The sequence below is a fragment of the Mesorhizobium sp. M0408 genome (genome assembly GCF_040321495.1).
GTDB lineage: Bacteria > Pseudomonadota > Alphaproteobacteria > Rhizobiales > Rhizobiaceae > Mesorhizobium.
Genome location: NZ_JAMYRO010000026.1, coordinates 45,908 through 64,295, shown reverse-complemented (window position 1 = coordinate 64,295; position 18,388 = coordinate 45,908). Strand labels below are relative to the sequence as shown.

The following is an 18,388-nucleotide window of genomic DNA, read 5'->3' as shown; positions in this document are numbered from 1 at the left end:
TCGCGCCGGGCCTCGTCGCTTGGCGGTTGGGGGGAGGACGAGAATAGGCTTGCGTTCCTATTCTCCGCCGCCAAGCGAATGGACATAGACCGCGAGTTCCTTGACCTTGATCTCGCCGAGACGCCCGATCCAGGCCGGCATGACGCCATGCCTCGGGGCGCGGACCTGCGCGGCGATGGCTGTTTCGCCAGACCCGTAAAGCCAGATCGCGTCGGTCAGGTCGGGTGCGCCGAGCTCCCTGTTGCCCTTTGCATTCTCACCATGACAGGCCGCACAATTCTCGGCGAAAACATTGGCGCCGAGTTCGATCAGGCTTGTGTCCTGAACAGGATCGGAGAGGCTTGCGACATAGGCGCCGACCTGCTTGATCTGATCCGTCGTGATGATGTCGCCAAAAGCAGGCATTTCCGACAGGCGCGTATCCGGGTCTGATGCGAAGCGGATGCCGTGCGCAATCGTCTGCTGGATCTGTTCGGCGTTGCCACCCCACAGCCAATCGTCGTCGTTTAGGTTGGGAAAACCCTTGGACCCTTGAGCGCCCGAGCCATGGCACTGCACGCAATTGACCTTGAACGCGGCGCCACCTGCTGCGACGGCGAATTCGCGTAGCGTATCGTCGGCAGTAATCTCGGAGACGGTCTTCGCCTGAATGGCATTCACAAATTTACCCTTGGCCACTTCGGCCGCGGCCAGTTCATTCTTGACGTCTCTGCGGCTCGAATACCCCAGCACACCCCTGGTCGCGGAAGTCAGCATCGGCCATGCCGGATAGACGACGGTGTAGCCGATCGCCCAGGCAATGGTGATGTAGAAGGTGATGACCCACCAGCGCGGAAGCGGGTTGTTGAGTTCCTTGATGCCGTCCCACTCATGGCCGGTCGTCGAGATACCCGAAACCTCGTCGATATGCTCGCTGCCCATGATCAGTCGTCCTTGAGAGGAATGTGAGCGGCTCTCTCGGCTTGCCTTCGGCTGCCGGGACGAAGTGCAAAGGCAACGCATCCGAGGAAGAAAAGCGCCATGGCAAGCAGGCCCCAGCTGTCGGCAAATTCCCGCATGAAATTGTAGGTCATCGCCATTCTCCTCAGCGGTAACCGGCGGCTTCGTCATAGGTCCTGAAATCGACCAGCGTGCCGAGCATCTGGAGATAGGCGACCAGCGCATCCATTTCGGTGACCTGCTGCGGATCGCCGTCGAAGTCCCCAACCTTGGCTTTCGGATAGCGTCTCTCCAGGCCCGATGTGTCGGCATTCGCATCGGCCTGCGCCATGAGATCGGCATTGGCATGAGCGATCATGTCGTCTGAATAGGGCACACCGACACGGCTGTTGGCGATCAGATGCGTCGAGAAATCCTTCACCTCGATGGGCATGTCCTTCAGGAACGCGTAGCTCGGCATGATCGATTCCGGCACCACCGAACGCGGCTCGGTGAGATGCTGGACGTGCCATCCGTTCGAGTAGCGGTCGCCGACCCGGGCGAGATCCGGCCCGGTGCGCTTCGAGCCCCACTGGAACGGGTGGTCGTACATCGACTCGGCCGCCAGGCTATAGTGGCCGTAGCGCTCGACCTCGTCGCGGAACGGCCTTATCATCTGGCTGTGGCAGAGGTAACAGCCCTCACGTACATAGATGTTGCGCCCGGCGAGCTCGAGCGGCGAATAGGGCCGCATGCCTTCCACCTTCTCGATGGTGTTGTCGAGATAGAAGAGCGGCGCGATCTCGACGATACCGCCGATTGTTACGACCAGCAGGGACCCGAGGAGAAGAAGTGTGGCGTTCTTCTCGATGACCGCGTGTCTGTCCATCAGGCCCATTTTCTGGCTCCTGATCGCACAGGCTGGAGGGCGGGGATGGAGCGCGGCATCGGATCCTCCTCGCGCTGGTAGCCGAGGATGGTCATGGCGATGTTCCAGGCCATGATGAGGGCGCCCGACAGATACATCGCGCCGCCGATGGCACGCATGATGTAGTAGGGATGCATGGCGGCGACGGTTTCGGCGAAGGAGTAGACCAGGAAGCCCTGCTCGTTGTATTCGCGCCACATCAGGCCCTGCATGACGCCGGAGACCCACATCACCGCGGCGTAAACGACGATCCCAAGCGTCGCCAGCCAGAAGTGCCAGTTGACGAGCCGCAGCGAATAAAGCCGGTCGCGATTCCATAACTTCGGGACCATGAAATAAATCGCGCCGAACGAGATCATGCCAACCCAGCCGAGCGCGCCCGAATGGACGTGACCGATGGTCCAGTCGGTGTAGTGCGAGAGCGAGTTGACGGCCTTGATTGACATCATCGGGCCTTCGAAGGTCGACATCCCGTAGAAGGCGATGGCCATCACCATCATACGGATGATCGGGTCGGTGCGCAGCTTGTCCCAGGCGCCCGAGAGCGTCATCAGGCCGTTTATCATGCCGCCCCACGAGGGCATCCAGAGCATGATTGAGAACACCATGCCGAGCGTCTGGGCCCAGTCCGGCAGGGCGGTGTAGTGGAGGTGGTGCGGACCGGCCCAGATGTAGAGAAAGATCAAAGCCCAGAAGTGGATGATCGACAGCCGGTAGGAATAGACCGGTCGGTTGGCTTGCTTGGGCACGAAATAATACATCATCCCGAGGAAGCCGGCGGTGAGGAAGAAGCCGACGGCATTGTGGCCGTACCACCATTGCATCAGGGCGTCCTGTACGCCGGAGAAGGCTGAATAGCTCTTGGAGCCCAGGAAGGAGACCGGCATCGACAGGTTGTTGATCACATGCAGCATTGCGATGGTGACGATGAAGGCAAGGTAGAACCAGTTGGCGACATAGATGTGCGGTTCCTTGCGCTTCAGGATCGTGCCGAGGAACAGGATGAGATAGGCGACCCAGACAATGGTCAGCCACAGGTCCACATACCATTCGGGCTCGGCGTATTCGCGGCTCTCGGTGATGCCGAGCAGGTAGCCGGTTGCCGCCATGACGATGAAGAGCTGATAGCCCCAGAACACGAACCAGCCGAGATCGCCGCCGAACAGACGCGCGCGGCAGGTCCGCTGCACGACATAAAGTGACGTGCAGATGAGTGCATTGCCGCCGAAGGCAAAAACCACGCCGGAAGTATGCAAAGGCCGCAGTCGGCCGAAATTGAACCAGGGCTGGATGTTGAGATCGGGGTAGGCGAGCTGCAGGGCGATGACCACGCCGACCAGCATGCCGACGACGCCCCAGAATACGGTGGCGATGGCACCGTAGCGGATCGGCCCATCCATGTAAGCGGCGGGGTCGATCGGAACTGCCGGCTTGAACTCCGTGTTGCGCAACAGAATCGCAGTGAAGCCAGCCACGGCGAAGAACAAAACCCACATATGCCGGCGAAAAGGTTCATCTACGCCGAAGCCGGCAGCCACCAGGGCCGCAAACGCAAACAGGCTTAGAAGGACGATCTCTGTGCCGAATTTCATCGCAAGCCCCGATTTCCAATTCCGGCGGGCGCCAAACCGCAGTGCCTTATTGCGCAGCCGTGGCCTGCTCGCCCTGATCCATGTCAGAGCCGCACGATTTTGCTTCGAGCAGCATCGAGTTCGGTGCGATCAGAGTGTGGCGATCGAATGTGGAAGCGCAGCACCGGCCGCCACGCTTATGGACAGGCCCGGCGTCCCCGGTCTGGCCGGGTATGGAGGCGATCGCGGGCGTGTGGGAAGCGCGCCTTCTGTGACGCTGGAAAGTAGGCCGATGCCTTGCCGAACGTCGATCGTTTCAATGCCTTGGGACATGCAGCGCCAGCGTTGCGCTGCCTTCGTGACATTCATGGTTCGGGGAGACGGCGATTTTCCCCTGCGTATGAGCGTATTGACTTCGGCCGAGTGCAATCCTGCCTGGAACAGCCGGTTGCACGTCGAGCACCTCGAGGATGGATGCTTCGCCGACGAGTTGGCCGAAACACACCTGGCTCAGGCGATCGGATGGAGAGCGGGCTGTCGCTATGCGGCTTCTTCTAAGCCCAACGCGAGCATGCCCTGCCCCGAACGAAATAAGTGACGTAGGCCATGCAGCTTCGGTGTCATTCAAACGGCGGTTGCGCCTCGGCCGCCGCAGCGCCGTTCCAGCCGGCTCATGCTGTCCACGGTGACACGACGGTTGTTCTCGATCCGAATCACGCCGTCCATTCTCAGGCTGGTCAGCTGACGGCTCACGGTCTCGTTTGTAATTCCAAGGAAATCAGAGATGTCGGCACGCGTCATCGGCAGCTCGAAGCACGCCGACCTAGCCGCCGGGTCAACACTGGAATCGATGTTCCGGGCGATCATGAGGAGAAAGCTCGCCACCTTCTCCGGTGCGGTCTTGCGCCCCAGAGTCACCATCCATTCGCGTGCCTCGTCGAGTTCGTTCAGCGCCTGCTTGAACAGGCGATGCACAAATTCCGGTGATTCCTTCATCAACCGTTCGATGGCCGCTCTCGGAAACGAGCATAGCGAGACAGCTGTTGCCGCTTCCGCATTGATCGCGCTTTTCATCTTGAAGGGCCGTCCCAGAAAATCCGGCGCGAACTGGAGACCGACGATCTGCTGGCGGCCGTCCGAAAGGCTCTTCGTCAGCTTCACCACGCCTGAAAGCACGTTTGAATAACAGTCGACCGCCTCGGCGTCGCCGATCAGTTCGACCCCCGGCTCGATATTGTGCCGCGACGACGTCTTGGCGAGCTGAGCCAAATGGTCTGGTTCGAGCGCACCACAGACACCGCGGTGCCGTGCCTCGCAAGACAGGCAAAGAACGGGAATGCCGGAACTGTGAGTGTCCTGCCGTAATGTCATTCGATCGCTCTACCGGTCCAGTGCGGGCAGGATAGCAATCGACGGTAGAAAAATCCTTGCGGCAGTTTGTCCGTGCTGAACGCTGATCGAAATCAGGGCTTAGGCTCATCCAAGCATCCACAGTTCCGGCGACGCAAACACGGTGGACCACGACATGCGACTGGAGCTAGCTGCCAGACTTGGCGAGAACGTCCCGCGCTATACCAGTTATCCGACAGCGCCGCATTTTCATACAGGCATTGATGCTGCAATTTGTCGTGGCTGGCTGCAGGCGCTCAACGATGGCGATGAGATCTCGCTCTATCTGCACATCCCGTATTGCGACAAGCTTTGCTGGTTCTGCGCTTGCCACACCAAGCAGACACGCCACTACGAACCAGTGACCACATATCTGCGCTCACTGCATGCCGAGATCGCAACCGTCTCCAGTCTCGTCGCAGGCAAGGGCCGCGTGCGTGCCGTCCATTTCGGCGGCGGTTCGCCAACGATGCTCAAACCGGAGGATCTGGTGGCGCTGGGAACCGCCCTGCGCAACAGTTTCACCTTTCTTCCCGGCGCCAAGATCGGCGTCGAAATCGAACCCAATGATATGGACGATGCCCGCCTCGACGCACTCGCCGAAATCGGCATGACCCGTGCGAGCCTCGGCGTCCAGGATTTTGACCCGAAGGTGCAAAAGGCAATTAACCGCGAGCAGAGCTTTTTGCAGACGAAAGCGGTAGTCGACGGCGTTCGTTCGCGCGGCGTCGAATCGGTCAATCTGGACTTGCTCTACGGCTTGCCGCACCAGACCAGGGAGAGTGTCTCCTCCACCGTCGCGCAGGCATTAACCCTGGAACCAGATCGGATAGCGCTTTTTGGCTACGCCCATGTACCGTGGTTCAAGAGACATCAGACGATGATCGACGAGGCATGGCTGCCGGGTCCGGCAGAGCGGTTTGCTCAATCGCAACTTGCGGCGCGGGCGATCGTGGACCAGGGATACGAAGCAATCGGGCTCGACCATTTCGCCAAACCGGGCGATGCCCTCGCGCTTGCCGCCCGCGCCGGAACACTGCACCGGAACTTTCAGGGCTATACCGAGGATCGCTGCGAGACCTTGATCGCCCTTGGCCCGTCATCCATCAGCCAGTTTCGCCAGGGCTATGCACAGAACATGCCTTCGACCGCCGAGTATGGGCGCATGGTCGAGAACGGTGGGCTGGCTGCGGTCCGTGGCATTGCGCTTTCCGAAGACGACCGTGTTCGCGGCTGGATCATCGAGCGGCTGATGTGTGACTTCGGCTTCTCGGCGATCGTACTGGTGGAGCGCTTTGGCAAAGCCGGCCAAAGACTTCTCGTCCGAGCGAGTTCCACGGCCCTCCAAGATCCTGCGCGGTTGCTTGAACTTGATGGTGACCGCTTCGTCGTGCCTGCGGAAAGCCGGCCCTTTGTCAGGAGCATCGCGGCAAAGTTCGACAAATATTTCGAAAGTGGAACGGCCAGGCACTCAGCGGCAGTCTGAGCACCGCAGAGGAACGGTCATGGTTCTCAGTCGATCGTGAACCGATTGCGCTATGTTTTTCACTGTTGATCGGCGACCGTCGTGTCGAAACAGGATTCGGAGCGGACCAGACGCGTCTTGGCATAGTGACGATATCGTCCGGTCGTGCCTTCCGGCGCCGTATTCCATTTCGCAGTCCCTGAAGCGCCACGTCGAGTCCGGCCTCTTTTCTGTATCGGAAGCAGTCGACAATCGTCCTGGCCAGATCATGGTTGTCGGCCGACAGCTCCCTTCGGCCTTGCAACAAGAATACGCAAGGACCGTGCCAGCTGCAGCAGGCGCCGCCGCATCGCACCACCATACTATCCACCCGTGGCTCGCGCTAACCCTTTGATTGGTTCGCGCCAGGGACGCCCGTCGAAACCGAGCCTCGGCAACAATCCGAGTCGTAAGCGGCTGGCCACGCTCTTGGTGCCGGTGGCAGAAGTCCGCAAGCACCCCGGCAGCGCCGTCAAGCGTGGGACAACCCGTCCACCCGAATATCCGCCGGCGCAGTTTCAGTGAAAAGCGGGCCTAGGCTAGACGGCTCTCTTGTTAGCCCAGAGCATAACGTGCAGCTGCGGCAGCACACGGGCTTCGAACCACCTGTCGCGGGTCACGCTATCAACCAGCCACTCCATCCGCTTCAATATTCCGTCAAGGTCGACAGGCGCGTCTTCATTTGCGAGGCGTGGCGGCGTGTGATTGCCGGGTTGCAGATAGATCGGAAGTCGCGGAAATCTCGCAGCGGCGTCTTTCGCGTAGGCGTAGTCCCTTTCGTCGAAAACAATGAGCTTGAGCACGACTTGCGGCCTGCCTTGTGCCGCCTGAAGGCAGGCCTCGAAAGCGGCCCAATCGGTCGTCATTTGGCTTGACGGCGGCTTTGGGCTGAGGACTAGCACGTCAAGGTCGGCAAACCAGTCCCTGGCCACCGAACCTTGGGTCTCCAGCGCAAAACGGTAACCTTCACCATGGCCTCGCTCGATGAGCGCGCCGAGCGGCTGGATGGCCGGATTGCCGCCTGACAGCGATACCATCAGCGGGCGGCCACCGGAAAGCGCAAGCACGTTTTGCCACACCGCGGCAATGGACATCATCTCCCATTCATGGCGGAATTGATTGTCCACCGCATGCAGGCTGTCGCACCAGGAACAGCGATAGTCACACCCGCCGGTTCTGACGAAGACCGTCGGCAAACCGATGAGCACGCCCTCGCCCTGGATCGTCGGCCCGAAAATCTCACTCACGCGGATTGCGGGATGCGTATCGGTCATGGCCGGTATTCCGCCCAGGTTTTCGGCGTTTCGCTCACCCGCACGGCCGAGGTTTCGGGCAGGCGTGCCTTGCACCATTCATAAAAATGTCTGGCCAGATATTCCGCCGTGACTTGCTCATGTCCCAGCACGTCGTTGAGATGTCGGTGGTCGAAGCTCTCGTCGATGTAGCGTTTGAATGGCGCCAAATCGTGATAGTCGCGCACGAAGCCGTTCTCGTTCAGTCCATTCGCTGAAAGCTCCACTTCAACGATGTAGTTATGCCCGTGCAGGCGCGCGCATTGGTGATCGGGTGGCAACGAGGTGAGCTGATGCGAGGCTGAGAAGTGGAATTCCTTGGTGATGCGGAACATTACGCGGTCCTCCTTCGCAGCGCATCGAGCCAGAAGTCGGAGTCCTCGTAGTCGGTGGGGTCCGGCTGCCCAGAGAGATGAAACGCCTCGCGCCGCTCGACACAGGTCCCGCACCTCCCGCAGTGACGCTCGGCGCCCTTGTAGCAGGACCAGGTCTGCGCAAATGGCGTGCCGTATGCTGCTCCATTCCTAACAATGTCCGCCTTCGTGAGATTCACATAGGGTGCATAAATGCGAATCTTCGCGTAGCCGTCGAGCGCGTGGTCCTGCATCATCTGGAAAGCGTCGATGAAGGCCGGACGGCAGTCGGGATAAATGAAATGATCCCCACCATGCACGGCCGTCGCCACCGCGTCAGCGTCGTGCGCTGCGGCGAAGCCGAAGGCAATGGCCAACATGATGGCGTTCCGGTTCGGCACCACCGTGACCTTCATCGTGTCTTCGGCGTAGTGCCCGTCGGGCACGTCCACATTATCGGTCAGCGCGGAGCCGGAAAGGCCGCCGCCGATCTCGTGGATGTCGATGATGCGGTGCGGGACGCTCAGTCGCTCCGCACAAAGGGCGGCGAAGCCCAATTCCTTCCTATGCCGTTGGCCGTAATCGAAAGATAAGAGGCCGGCGAGTTCGTGCTCCGCTGCCACCTTGTGAGCAAGGGTGACGGAGTCCAATCCGCCGGAGCAGACGACGAGAGTCTTCATTGTTGGGTCCTTGTTTTAACCGGGTAGGCTGCGACCGGAGATTTCTCTGCGCTCCCAGTACTTCAGGAAATCCATTTTGTGAAGTGAACGGGGGACGAGTTTCATGCGCTGACGTGCCGCTGTGTGCAAGGCGCCCTCGCGGTGAGCCTGCAAGGAACACGGACTAGCGAAACGTCACGCTTCAGCGGAATGCTCAAAGGCGAGCGCACCGGAATATGCTCTGCAGGAGGTCCGGACCTTCGTAAACAAAGTTCTCGACGATCAAGCGCCCGGCGGTCCCGAGTTTCGAGGGACGCCACCGCGAGGGTTTCAGGTACAAGACGGCCCGAGGATGGGCTTGCCGCAAGAGAACGGACTTACCAGTGGGATGTTCAGCGACGCCGATGCAGATGTCTGGAATGATCACGACATCAATTGTCGCGGCAACTTTGGCTGGCCTGCTCCTCGGGTTCCGTAGATCCAGCGCATTCCGCTTCAGGATCGGTTCGAACCGGAGCACGCCCTCGGTCAATGGACTGACCGGCAAACCCTGAATGATCGGTCGTGAGCCGACATCTGTGAACAAGCGGTGTGGTCGATTGCTATCACCCATGTGTTGCGCGCAGGTACCTTATGGCAGTGGATGAACTGGATTTGATGGTTTTACGGCTGGCGGTCGAAAGCGTCCGCTCGCTCTCCTTAAGCTTCGCTGAAAAGGCCGCCGAGGTAGCCACCAGGAGCCGCGGCATCCTGCTTTTCGACGTGCGGGTCGACGGTGACGCGGAGGTCCAGCGGGTCGCAGCCATCCGATATCAGGGCGACCAGATCGGCGTGCTGGCGTTGGACAGACAGGGTCTTGTTACCCACCAGTGCATCGTCAACGGTACGTTCTCACATTTCACTACGCCCTTGGAGAACTGGCACAGCATGCCCCTGTCGATGCAGGCCAAGATCGATGCCAACGGCCATGCCAGTCTCTTCCTAGGGGCCTTGCGAAATGCCGGACATTTGCTGGGCAGCTAGCATTTGGCTAGAATGCATCTGTGAATTTTTGCATGCGCATCGCTGCCGCGGCGGTCGCGGCAAAGCGATCGCCGCGATGATGGCGATCAACGCGCGGGCGTTGCATCGATGCGCGATCGTTTAGACAGAGGTCTCCGCCTGGCATCGAGCAACATGCACGGAGGACGCAAAGCGCAAATGCATCAAGTATTTGAAGGGACGAGCCCCTCGCGCAAATGGAGCTTGCGCTGCCGTTGTCATTCCATCGTGCCGCCGAACTCGGGGGCGTGACGATCGACCACGACGGCCTATTTTTTTGCAAAGCCGAATGTCCCGATTCCGAAGCCACGAAAAAACTCCGATCACAGCGAAGAATAGTAACAACACGGGCGACGCAAGCCGCCTTGCCGTAGCAGGGGAGGTGCTTGCGGTGCTCTCACCGACACGAGATCGCAAATGGCACATGGGTGAGCACCAGAACTGGCGACACCCATGGTGATCGGCTTGACTCGCTGGAGGAAGCACAAGGCTCAGCGGGCAGAGGCGCAAGCGACGGTCGGACACTAGCTGGCTGCTCGGGATCTGATCGAGGCGTAGTCGGACAAGGAAGCGTAGTGCCCTACCTCGATGTTCCTAGAAGCGCGCCGGCAGCCTGGCGGGGGGGCTTGGGGTTAGACTGCCGGCGCACGCCACTCATGAAGAGCGGCCCCTTTTTGCTGTTCCGACACCCATAGTCAACCCGGCAGCGTCTGGATGCCCGCTGTGCTCTTTTCAGAGCGGCGCGCGATGCCGGCCATGTCGGCCGATCCTGCCTAGTCTAGGATGGGGGGCCACTCTCGTCGGCCGAGTTGATGCTCCAGCCAGTATCGCCTTGCCGACCAGCATGAGTTCGCTGTTAGCAATCCATCGTCGCGAGCCGATGCTATCGTGCACGTGTCGCAGCACTCCGGGCGGCTATATCGCCTAAGACAGCATGACGAAGCGTTCCAACTTCGTGTTCGGCGAGCCCGTGTGCAGTTCCATCGGACAGTGGACGAGAATTCTCTTGGCGGTACTGCGCCAGAAGGCATTCGCGTCCAACGGAATCAAGCGACGACTATCAGCCGCAAACTTCACATCACAAGAGCGGTCTTCCACCCATTGCAGATTATCCGACTGATCAGGCGGCGTCCGATATGTCCGCCTCTGCCTCAAGAATTCCCACAGGTATGGACAGCGATCTTGCTATCCGATCCCGATAGCCCTTGTTGTACCTCACACCCCGCTCGATGTTTTGGATTTCCTCAGCGGCAAGCCCGCACGCCACCGCGAGGTCCTCGATTGAATACCCAAGGTGCTCACGATAAGCGCGGATGATGTGGGTCCCCTGCGACATAGCCGTCAAGACTGGCTCGGGAATGCGCGAATCCTTCATAAACATCTCCAAGAAGATGGGAGCGCCTGACAAATCGGGAGATTTCCTCCCCGACCCTGGCGCACACCCAGCAAATCAAAAAAATGGACGTCCATTCGGCCGGACCGGCCTCATCCATGGAATGGGCCACTTGAAATTGGCAGCCGGGTCGGAATATGGCGGCTCACCTGCTTCTGATCAAGTTCTAAGAACCTGCCCACCCTGAGATGGCCTGATCGGCTGTAGCGCATTCGACCTGCGATCCTACACGACTCACTCTCGCCGATGGCTTCTTGAACAGCAACTCGAACTCCCCCTGACGCCTCCAGTGGCTATTCGCGGCACCGTCCACCCAGCCTCGCGGACGCTGATACCTTCGACCAATTTCCACCGCCGATGCAGCGAAAGACGCGCTTGTGCTTGAATCACACATCGATCACCGCTGTTAACGAAATTTTTTAAGCCGCCGATGCTTGTTCGGAGACCGAAAGGATGGGGCGCCCGAGGAAACAGCCGAAAGGGCCGCGCGCTTTTGTGCTGACGTCGGCTTGAGCAAGCTCGATCCGGCTGCCCTGTGCAATCGCCCGACCGGCCGAAAAAAGGATGGCGATTGTCATGATGCGGCGACGGCGAGTTTCCCGAAATTGCAGCAATGGTCATCTGGTTCATCCGGGCTTCGGATCCAGACAGGGGGTAGCGCTTTCGATGGACGAGCATCGCCACCTATAAAGGTTCGCAATCATTCGACCGTGACCGATTTTGCGAGATTGCGCGGCTGGTCTACATCTGTGCCCATGAAGAGCGCCGTGTGGTAGGCAAGAAGCTGTATCGGCAGCGAGAAGATCATCGGCGCGATAATCTCGTCGACAGCCGGCAGCACGAGCGTGTGCATAGTGTCGAGTTTCGATGCGGCTGCCCCTTTTTCATCGGTGATGAGGATAATCCGCCCTCCACGGGCAGCCACTTCCTGCATGTTGGAGACGGTCTTGTCGAAAAAGCGATCATGGGGCGCGATGACGATCACTGGCATGTTGTCGTCTATCAATGCGATCGGACCGTGCTTCAATTCACCCGCCGCATAGCCCTCGGCATGGATGTAGGAAATCTCCTTGAGCTTCAGCGCACCTTCCATCGCTAGCGGGAAACTGGTGCCACGGCCGAGATACAGGACGTCACGACACTTTGACAGTTCGCGCGACAGGAACTCGATCTCCGGCTGGATGCTGTTGAGTACCTGGCCCATGACGCGCGGCACTTCGGCGAGGCTCCTGACGAGCGCCTGCAGCTCGTCTTCGGTTACGGTCCCGCGGGCTCTGGCGGCGCCGATGGCGAGTGCGGCTAGAACGGCAAGCTGGCAGGTAAACGCCTTGGTGGAGGCGACGCCGATCTCCGGTCCGGCAAGGATCGGGAAGACCGCATCGGCCTCCCGAGCGATGGTCGATTCGCAGGCATTGACGATAGCGCCAATTTTCAGCCCACGCTCCTTGCAGTACCTCAACGATGCGAGCGTATCGGCGGTTTCGCCGGACTGCGAAATGAAAAGAGCCGCCGACTGCGGCGACAACGGGATCTCGCGGTAACGGAATTCGGACGCAACGTCGATTTCAACCGTCAGGCGCGCGTAGCGCTCGAACCAGTATTTTCCGATCAGTCCGGCGAGATAGGCGGTCCCGCAGGCCGAGATCGCCAAGCTCGGGATCCTGGCGAAATCGATGCCAGAAACCATGTCGGCGCGATTCTCTATGATGTTGCTATAGTGACGGAGAGCATGAGCGATGACTTCGGGCTGCTCGCAGATTTCCTTCTCCATGAAGTGGCGATGATTGCCCTTGCTGGCCAGATCGGCCGCGGCCGTGGAGGTATGGCGCGGACGCTCGACGGGGTGGCCGTCGAAATCGAAGATATGGGCGCCCGAATTGCCGACAACGGCCCAGTCGCCCTCGATGAGATAGGTAATTTCATTGGTGAAGGGAGCGAGCGCGATCGCGTCGGAGCCCAGGAACATCTCGCCGTCGCCGTGACCGATCGCCAGCGGTGGTCCGTTGCGCGCCGCCATGATGGTCGACGGATCATCTTCGAAGAGGACGGCAAGCGCATAGGCGCCCCTGACGCGTTTCAGCATGGCACGCATCGCCTCTTGCCGCCTCATGCCCTCCCGGCGGTGTCTTGCCAAGAGATGCGCGACGACCTCGGTGTCGGTGTCGGTCTGGAACTCGGCGCCAGCCGCCGCCAATTCCTCCTTCAGCTCGGTGAAATTCTCGATGATCCCGTTATGGACGACGGCGACACCGTCGGTAAAGTGCGGGTGCGCATTGCGTTCCGTCGAGGCCCCATGGGTTGCCCAACGCGTATGGCCGATGCCGATGTTGCCGCTCAGCGGCTCTTCCTTCAGTCTCCTCTCGAGATTGACGAGCTTGCCCTCGGCGCGCCGGCGGTGCAAGGCACCTTCGGTGATCGTCGCAACGCCGGCGGAATCATAGCCGCGATATTCCAAACGCTTCAATGCGTCGACCAACCGATCCGACACCGGCTGTTGCCCAACGATGCCAACAATCCCGCACATGTTCGTCTTCCCATTGTTGCCGGCAGCTTCAGCCCACGCGAGACGGATACCCATCCGGCCGCTTTCATTGGGGATCTTGTAGTAGTATTCGGTAATATTGGTACAATTGATTGTAGGGATAACTATCATCCAGCCCATGGATGAGCCCCTGATCTAAACTTCTCGTTGCGCCTGACGCCCTCATGATCGAAAGCAAGCCCACACCCCGCGGCACGAAGGAACAATCGGCCATGCGCGACCATCCCGGCTACGCACCTGACACGAAGCGCCGCCGCTCGTGATCACGCGGTGATCGGCATGATCACAAGCACTGTAGTTAGGCAGCATCAGCGACGCATGATCGGCATCATCATCATCGGCAGCGTCGGCGCCGTCGGCATGATTCACGTGTTCGTCACGTTGATCATAATCATCGTCGCCGCCGATCCAGTTTCTGATTGCCTGCCGCTGTTGACGCGGCTTTCGCCGGTAGAGCTTAGCCCGCGATGGCCTATCAATACGCTGTTAGTCGGCATGGCCGAAACCGAGAGTCAGGCGGCGCACGCCACAGAGCACGTTCAGCGACCGTTTCACTCAACGCCGGCTTTCTTGGGGTTCGTAACGGTCAACAGGAGTTCTCGGGGCATGAATGCACTATCACGAAAGCGTTGGTTCTCAGTGCTTCGTCCGTCTTACTCAAACCCGATTCCCGCAGCGGAAGAACTAGCCGCCTTGATGCACGGCGATAAGCTTTTGACGGCCTGAAGCGACGTTGTGGTCGTCGTTGCGGTGCTTTTCCACGCGCCTCGTCAGGCGCCGGGATTGCTCCGTTGTGATGGCAGGCGGGGGTTTGCAGGTTGCGGTCGACGGGTTCGTTTCGGGGCGTCAGCGCCCCATCGTTATGTCGCGAGTTGGGGGATGCGATCGAGGACGATGCGCAGGATGCGCTGGTCGGGGCAGAATGTCGGCAGGTGCAAGCGGATTTGCGTCTTCATCTCGACCACCCGCGCGGCGATCTTGATGAGGCGCAAACGCAGCGTGTCGAATTGGGCGACGGCAAAGCTGGAACGCTTCGGCATCGCGGCGCGCAGGCTCCACATCATCCAGTAGGCGCCGGCATGCAGAAGCCGGAACTGGTTGGCTGTGGCTCTGGTGCAGGATGTGCGGTCGGCGGCGAGATGCGTCTTCCACGATTTGATGTGGTTCTCGGCCGCTCCGCGCCGGCAGTAAAGGTCCGCGTAGAGCGCCTTGGCCTTGCCACCGGCCAGATTGGTGACGATGAAGCGGGTGTCAGTACCTTGGGCACTGACCTCGACGCGGGCGATGATGCGCTCGACGCGGCTCCAGCTGGCGGCGCCGTCAAAGAACTCCTTGAACCTGCGGACCTTGCCTGTCTTGGCCGACGCTTCGAAGCGCGCCGTCGTGCTGGCCTCCAGATCCGCGACATGCTTGCGCAGGGTCGTGGTGGGCGCGAGGCCAAAGATGAAGTCGACGTCGTTGGCGCGGCACCAGTCGATGACCTGCGGGTTGCAATAATGGCTATCGCCGCGGAGCAGGATTCGAATGTTCGGCCAGTTGATCCGGATCGCCCGCACCAGACGGCGCAGGTGGGGGCGGATCTCAGCCCCACTCGGCCGCTTGGCCGGTCGCAGGATCGCGCTGACGAACCGTCCCGCACCATCGAACACGACGATCGGCTGGAAGCCGTACTCGTCATGGTGGGCATTGAACAGGCGAAGCTGTTGGCCTCCGTGCACAGCGTCGAAGGTATCGTCAATGTCGAGTACGATCCGCTTCGGCACCTGCCGGAACGAGGCGCAATAGAGATCGACCATCGCCCGTCCCATCGCGACCAGCTCCCGCACGCCGGGTAGGTTCTCCAGCCGGCACAGCGTCGATTGCGACGCCAGATCCCGACCCGACGGCAGCGCATCCTGGGCCATCTTGAAGACCGGATCGCGGCGCAGCCGGTTGGCGTCGAAAGCCGATCATGTCCGCCAGGCTGTAGACGACCTGGTCCGGGCAGCGCGGATCGTCGATGCAACGCGCCAGACGCTCGGCCACCCGCAACCGCTTTTCCACCTCGGCCAAGGCCAGAACGCCGCTGTTGGACGACAGCATGCCGCCGTCGAAACGGGCGACGACGGACTTGCCGCCGACTGATGACAAACCGCTCAGCGGCAGCGCAAGATCGTTCATGGTAGGTGTGGTCTCCGGGAAATGGTTCGGATCGGCTTAAGCAACCAAATCCTACGTCATTTCAACGGCTTGCGCCACATCCACCAACCCCCATGAATTTGGTTAGGTTGATGCGGCGTGCCGCCGCCGTGAGGCCGCGCTCGCTCAGCAGCGCGTCGAGAACGACGAGAAGATTCAGATCGAGCCCTTGAAACGCATGTCTTAGCTATCCATAGCGTGGATGCATTTGATTGGAACAAACGATTTTACCAATTTTCCGGAATGTCGCATGGACTTGGCAGGACCTAACGTGCGCCGATCACTGCCTCTATCGCGTGGCGAGTCCCTTGAGAAGAGCCCGAAAGAGGAAATCTGTCGCGTGCGGTGGAGATTGTACTGGGAATGAGAGGCAGCGCTCCGATCATGTCGAACTCTCCGACGAATGGTGGACCGGTACAATAGTTGATCGCAATGGTCCGGAGCTATGAAACATCTCGATTACATATGAGGTGCCGAGTGAATACGCTGACAGCACCCACCGTCGCAGCGTTTAGCTGACGTTTGACGACGGTTCCTATCCATTTACACGCAGATTCTTGATGTGCTGGCGCAAAAGCGGGAGGCCGGCGACTTTTCTTCCTCATCGGGCTGACGCCGCAGAAGCCGGAACTCGTCCGGTTCCTATGGGCATTGGGCTTGGTCGGTCGCACAGGCTCTATGAGGGGCAATTTTGGCAACGCGACGCGACTCGGGTTTTGAACGACGCCGAAAACGCAAGCTGGAAAGGAACAAGATGGCAGATCAACTCGCCAACGAAATAATCGCCATGATCAAGAAGCGCGCCGCGTCGGAGGGCGGCATAGCGCCTGCCACGGGCGGCGAGATAACGGCTGCCACGGGACTGACTTCGCTCGGTATCGATTCACTGGGATTGGCGGACGTTCTCTGGGACCTGGAGCAGGCCTACGGCATCGAGATCGAGATGAATACGGCCGAGGCATGGTCGGATCTCCAGAATGTTGGGGACATGGTGGAAGCCGTGCGCAGCTTGCTCGCTAAGGGGGTGTGAATGGACAGGCGCGTCGTGATTACTGGGATTGGCGGGATTTGCGGGCTTGGGACCAACGCCGCCGCCATTTGGAGAGAGATGCGAGAAGGCTGCTCCGCCATCGGCCCAATCGTCAACTCCGAGCTCCATGAATTGAGGGTCAGGATCGGTGCCGAGATCAAGGCGCTGCCGGAGCATGACATCGACGGCAAGCAACTCATCTCCATGGACCGCTTCAGCCTGCTCGCTGTGCTTGCGGCGCGCGAAGCCATGCGTCAGGCCGGACTTTCCTCCAAAGAGGGAAATAGCTATCGCTTCGGTGCGACGGTGGGCGTTGGCGGCTGCGGGTGGGATGCGATCGAGCAAACCTACCGCGCCATCCTTCTGGGCGGTAAGCGTGCCGCTCTCTTGACTGTACCCAAGGCGATGCCGGGTGCCGCTGCCGGCCAGGTCAGCATGAGTCTCGGCCTGCGCGGGCCGGTCTTCGGCGTCACGTCCGCCTGTTCCTCGGCAAACCATGCGATTGCCTGCGCGGTGGACCAGATCAGGCTCGGCCGGGCCGACGTGATGCTTGCCGGCGGCAGCGAAGCGCCGCTCATATGGGGTGTGCTGAAGGCATGGGAAGCGATCCGCGTGCTTTCGCCCGATACTTGCCGGCCATTCTCGGCCGATCGCCAGGGCCTGTCGCTTGGTGAAGGCGCCGGCATGGCGGTGCTGGAAAGCTACGAGCATGCCCTGGCTCGGGGCGCCACCATCCTTGCCGAAATTGCCGGTGCCGGCCTTTCCGCCGATGCGTCCGACATCGTCGCGCCGACTGTCGAGGGGCCGGAGGCAGCAATGCGGGCCTGCCTTGCCGATGCCAGGCTGGACGCCGAGGATGTCGACTATCTCAACGCGCACGGCACCGGCACCAAGGCCAACGACCAGATCGAGACGGCGGCGATCAAGCGCGTCTTCGGTCAGCACGCCTTCTCAATGTCCATCTCTTCTACCAAGTCCATGCACGCGCATTGCCTCGGCGCGTCCGGCGCGCTCGAGTTGATCGCCTGCGTGATGGCTATCCGCGAGAGCGTCGTGCCGCCGACTGCCAATTATCGTGAGCTGGACCCCGATTGCGATCTCGACGTCACGCCCAATGTGGCACGCGAGCGCAAGGTGCGCGTGGCACTGAGCAACTCCTTCGCCTTTGGCGGCACGAACGCGGTTCTGGCGTTCAGGCAGGTGTAGAAGCCATGAGAGATGCCTCCGGCAACATTATCTCTCGCATCCAGATGCTTGCCGGATAACTATTGTGAAGGGCGGGTCATTGACCGCCTCGGCGAATGCGGGAAGTGGCAGCGGAAGCTCGACGATCCGGGGGTATCGTCTTTGCGAAATTCTTAACTGTTGAAGCGGCTTGGACGTACCGCCGCCCCGTAAAAGGTAAGCGAGGCCCTGCGGGCTCGGCTTGAGGGTCTGAAGCTGTACACGAATGTCTGGAAGCCGCAGGGTCGGCTCTGCGCCCGTTATAGTCGCCTGAGTGCTGCCGGCAAGAAGCCACCGGTGGTCATGGCCGAGATCGTGCATGAGATGGCCCCTTCTTGTGGACCATCGGGCGAGAGGTTTCACCAT

At 60.3% G+C, this 18,388-nt stretch carries 15 protein-coding genes and 2 pseudogenes; 5 read left to right on the top strand and 12 right to left on the bottom strand.

The genetic code is table 11. The annotated features are described in order from the left end of the window. Positions 1–57: 57 nt before the first annotated feature. The 5 genes from ccoP to NKI67_RS25775 form a co-directional block, all read right to left on the bottom strand. Complete coding sequence (ccoP, locus tag NKI67_RS25795) at positions 58–921, bottom strand: cytochrome-c oxidase, cbb3-type subunit III (protein ID WP_352647521.1); 864 nt, start codon at positions 919–921, stop codon at positions 58–60. Positions 922–923: 2 nt separating this feature from the next. Beyond that, positions 924–1,073: a cbb3-type cytochrome c oxidase subunit 3 gene (locus NKI67_RS25790; protein WP_023679629.1), complete on the bottom strand. Its 150-nt coding sequence runs from the start codon at positions 1,071–1,073 to the stop codon at positions 924–926. Between the two features lie 11 nt (positions 1,074–1,084). Then, a complete protein-coding gene (gene ccoO, locus NKI67_RS25785; RefSeq protein ID WP_352493086.1) occupies positions 1,085–1,816 on the bottom strand; it encodes a cytochrome-c oxidase, cbb3-type subunit II in 732 nt (243 codons plus the stop codon). Then, positions 1,807–3,438: a cytochrome-c oxidase, cbb3-type subunit I gene (gene ccoN / locus NKI67_RS25780; RefSeq protein ID WP_352647519.1), complete on the bottom strand. Its 1,632-nt coding sequence runs from the start codon at positions 3,436–3,438 to the stop codon at positions 1,807–1,809. Before ccoN ends, ccoO begins: the two co-directional genes overlap by 10 nt. A gap of 603 nt (positions 3,439–4,041) precedes the next feature. Further along, on the bottom strand, positions 4,042–4,788 hold the full coding sequence (locus tag NKI67_RS25775) for a Crp/Fnr family transcriptional regulator (protein ID WP_352516160.1): 747 nt from the start codon (positions 4,786–4,788) through the stop codon (positions 4,042–4,044). Positions 4,789–4,942: 154 nt separating this feature from the next. On the opposite strand from NKI67_RS25775, the gene hemN reads away from it, so the two are divergent. After that, positions 4,943–6,292: an oxygen-independent coproporphyrinogen III oxidase gene (hemN, locus tag NKI67_RS25770; RefSeq protein ID WP_352647517.1), complete on the top strand. Its 1,350-nt coding sequence runs from the start codon at positions 4,943–4,945 to the stop codon at positions 6,290–6,292. 557 nt (positions 6,293–6,849) lie between these two features. Here hemN and queE read toward each other — a convergent pair. From queE to queC, 3 genes are read right to left on the bottom strand one after another with little or no spacing between them, the layout of a single operon-like run. Next, the gene (gene queE, locus NKI67_RS25765; protein ID WP_352480271.1) at positions 6,850–7,584 is read right to left on the bottom strand and encodes a 7-carboxy-7-deazaguanine synthase QueE; all 735 of its coding nucleotides are present in this window, start codon (positions 7,582–7,584) and stop codon (positions 6,850–6,852) included. Further along, positions 7,581–7,937: a 6-carboxytetrahydropterin synthase QueD gene (queD, locus tag NKI67_RS25760; RefSeq protein ID WP_023679623.1), complete on the bottom strand. Its 357-nt coding sequence runs from the start codon at positions 7,935–7,937 to the stop codon at positions 7,581–7,583. The genes queE and queD overlap by 4 nt, the downstream gene beginning before the upstream one ends. Then, positions 7,937–8,635 (bottom strand): 7-cyano-7-deazaguanine synthase QueC, encoded by a 699-nt coding sequence (gene queC, locus NKI67_RS25755; protein WP_023679622.1) that lies wholly within the window; start codon positions 8,633–8,635, stop codon positions 7,937–7,939. The genes queD and queC overlap by 1 nt, the downstream gene beginning before the upstream one ends. A 612-nt stretch (positions 8,636–9,247) precedes the next feature. Here queC and NKI67_RS25750 point away from each other — a divergent pair. Further along, the gene (locus NKI67_RS25750; RefSeq protein ID WP_023679620.1) at positions 9,248–9,637 is read left to right on the top strand and encodes a hypothetical protein; all 390 of its coding nucleotides are present in this window, start codon (positions 9,248–9,250) and stop codon (positions 9,635–9,637) included. A gap of 1,138 nt (positions 9,638–10,775) precedes the next feature. Here the strand turns inward: NKI67_RS25750 and NKI67_RS25745 are convergent. Next, positions 10,776–11,030: a helix-turn-helix domain-containing protein gene (locus NKI67_RS25745; RefSeq protein ID WP_031212627.1), complete on the bottom strand. Its 255-nt coding sequence runs from the start codon at positions 11,028–11,030 to the stop codon at positions 10,776–10,778. 718 nt (positions 11,031–11,748) lie between these two features. Further along, a complete protein-coding gene (glmS, locus tag NKI67_RS25740) occupies positions 11,749–13,572 on the bottom strand; it encodes a glutamine--fructose-6-phosphate transaminase (isomerizing) (protein ID WP_352480273.1) in 1,824 nt (607 codons plus the stop codon). A gap of 336 nt (positions 13,573–13,908) precedes the next feature. Between glmS and NKI67_RS25735 the strand changes: the two genes are divergently transcribed. Continuing rightward, entirely contained in the window at positions 13,909–14,316 is a 408-nt protein-coding gene (locus tag NKI67_RS25735; RefSeq protein ID WP_352647514.1) for a hypothetical protein, read from the top strand. Between the two features lie 134 nt (positions 14,317–14,450). On the opposite strand, the pseudogene NKI67_RS25730 reads toward NKI67_RS25735, so the two are convergent. Further along, positions 14,451–15,750 (bottom strand): annotated as a pseudogene (locus tag NKI67_RS25730) (IS1380 family transposase). 772 nt (positions 15,751–16,522) lie between these two features. On the opposite strand from NKI67_RS25730, the gene NKI67_RS25725 reads away from it, so the two are divergent. Further along, complete coding sequence (locus tag NKI67_RS25725) at positions 16,523–16,798, top strand: acyl carrier protein (RefSeq protein WP_023679611.1); 276 nt, start codon at positions 16,523–16,525, stop codon at positions 16,796–16,798. After that, positions 16,799–18,004, top strand: coding sequence for a beta-ketoacyl-[acyl-carrier-protein] synthase family protein (locus NKI67_RS25720; RefSeq protein WP_352480275.1), 1,206 nt, complete (start codon positions 16,799–16,801; stop codon positions 18,002–18,004). Here the strand turns inward: NKI67_RS25720 and NKI67_RS25715 are convergent. Then, positions 17,991–18,155 (bottom strand): annotated as a pseudogene (locus NKI67_RS25715) (LysR family transcriptional regulator); the annotation flags it as partial. The gene NKI67_RS25720 and the pseudogene NKI67_RS25715 overlap by 14 nt on opposite strands. Between the last annotated feature and the right edge of the window lie 233 nt (positions 18,156–18,388).

Bases quoted from the DNA above. Each gene is read 5' to 3' on its own strand.
- NKI67_RS25750 (WP_023679620.1), top strand. From the start codon at position 9,248: ATGGCAGTGGATGAACTGGATTTGATGGTTTTACGGCTGGCGGTCGAA.
- queE (WP_352480271.1), bottom strand. From the start codon at position 7,584: ATGACCGATACGCATCCCGCAATCCGCGTGAGTGAGATTTTCGGGCCG.
- NKI67_RS25745 (WP_031212627.1), bottom strand. From the start codon at position 11,030: ATGAAGGATTCGCGCATTCCCGAGCCAGTCTTGACGGCTATGTCGCAG.
- NKI67_RS25720 (WP_352480275.1), top strand. From the start codon at position 16,799: ATGGACAGGCGCGTCGTGATTACTGGGATTGGCGGGATTTGCGGGCTT.
- NKI67_RS25790 (WP_023679629.1), bottom strand. From the start codon at position 1,073: ATGACCTACAATTTCATGCGGGAATTTGCCGACAGCTGGGGCCTGCTT.
- ccoP (WP_352647521.1), bottom strand. From the start codon at position 921: ATGGGCAGCGAGCATATCGACGAGGTTTCGGGTATCTCGACGACCGGC.
- NKI67_RS25775 (WP_352516160.1), bottom strand. From the start codon at position 4,788: ATGACATTACGGCAGGACACTCACAGTTCCGGCATTCCCGTTCTTTGC.
- glmS (WP_352480273.1), bottom strand. From the start codon at position 13,572: ATGTGCGGGATTGTTGGCATCGTTGGGCAACAGCCGGTGTCGGATCGG.
- ccoN (WP_352647519.1), bottom strand. From the start codon at position 3,438: ATGAAATTCGGCACAGAGATCGTCCTTCTAAGCCTGTTTGCGTTTGCG.
- queD (WP_023679623.1), bottom strand. From the start codon at position 7,937: ATGTTCCGCATCACCAAGGAATTCCACTTCTCAGCCTCGCATCAGCTC.
- hemN (WP_352647517.1), top strand. From the start codon at position 4,943: ATGCGACTGGAGCTAGCTGCCAGACTTGGCGAGAACGTCCCGCGCTAT.
- NKI67_RS25735 (WP_352647514.1), top strand. From the start codon at position 13,909: ATGATCGGCATCATCATCATCGGCAGCGTCGGCGCCGTCGGCATGATT.
- ccoO (WP_352493086.1), bottom strand. From the start codon at position 1,816: ATGGGCCTGATGGACAGACACGCGGTCATCGAGAAGAACGCCACACTT.
- NKI67_RS25725 (WP_023679611.1), top strand. From the start codon at position 16,523: ATGGCAGATCAACTCGCCAACGAAATAATCGCCATGATCAAGAAGCGC.
- queC (WP_023679622.1), bottom strand. From the start codon at position 8,635: ATGAAGACTCTCGTCGTCTGCTCCGGCGGATTGGACTCCGTCACCCTT.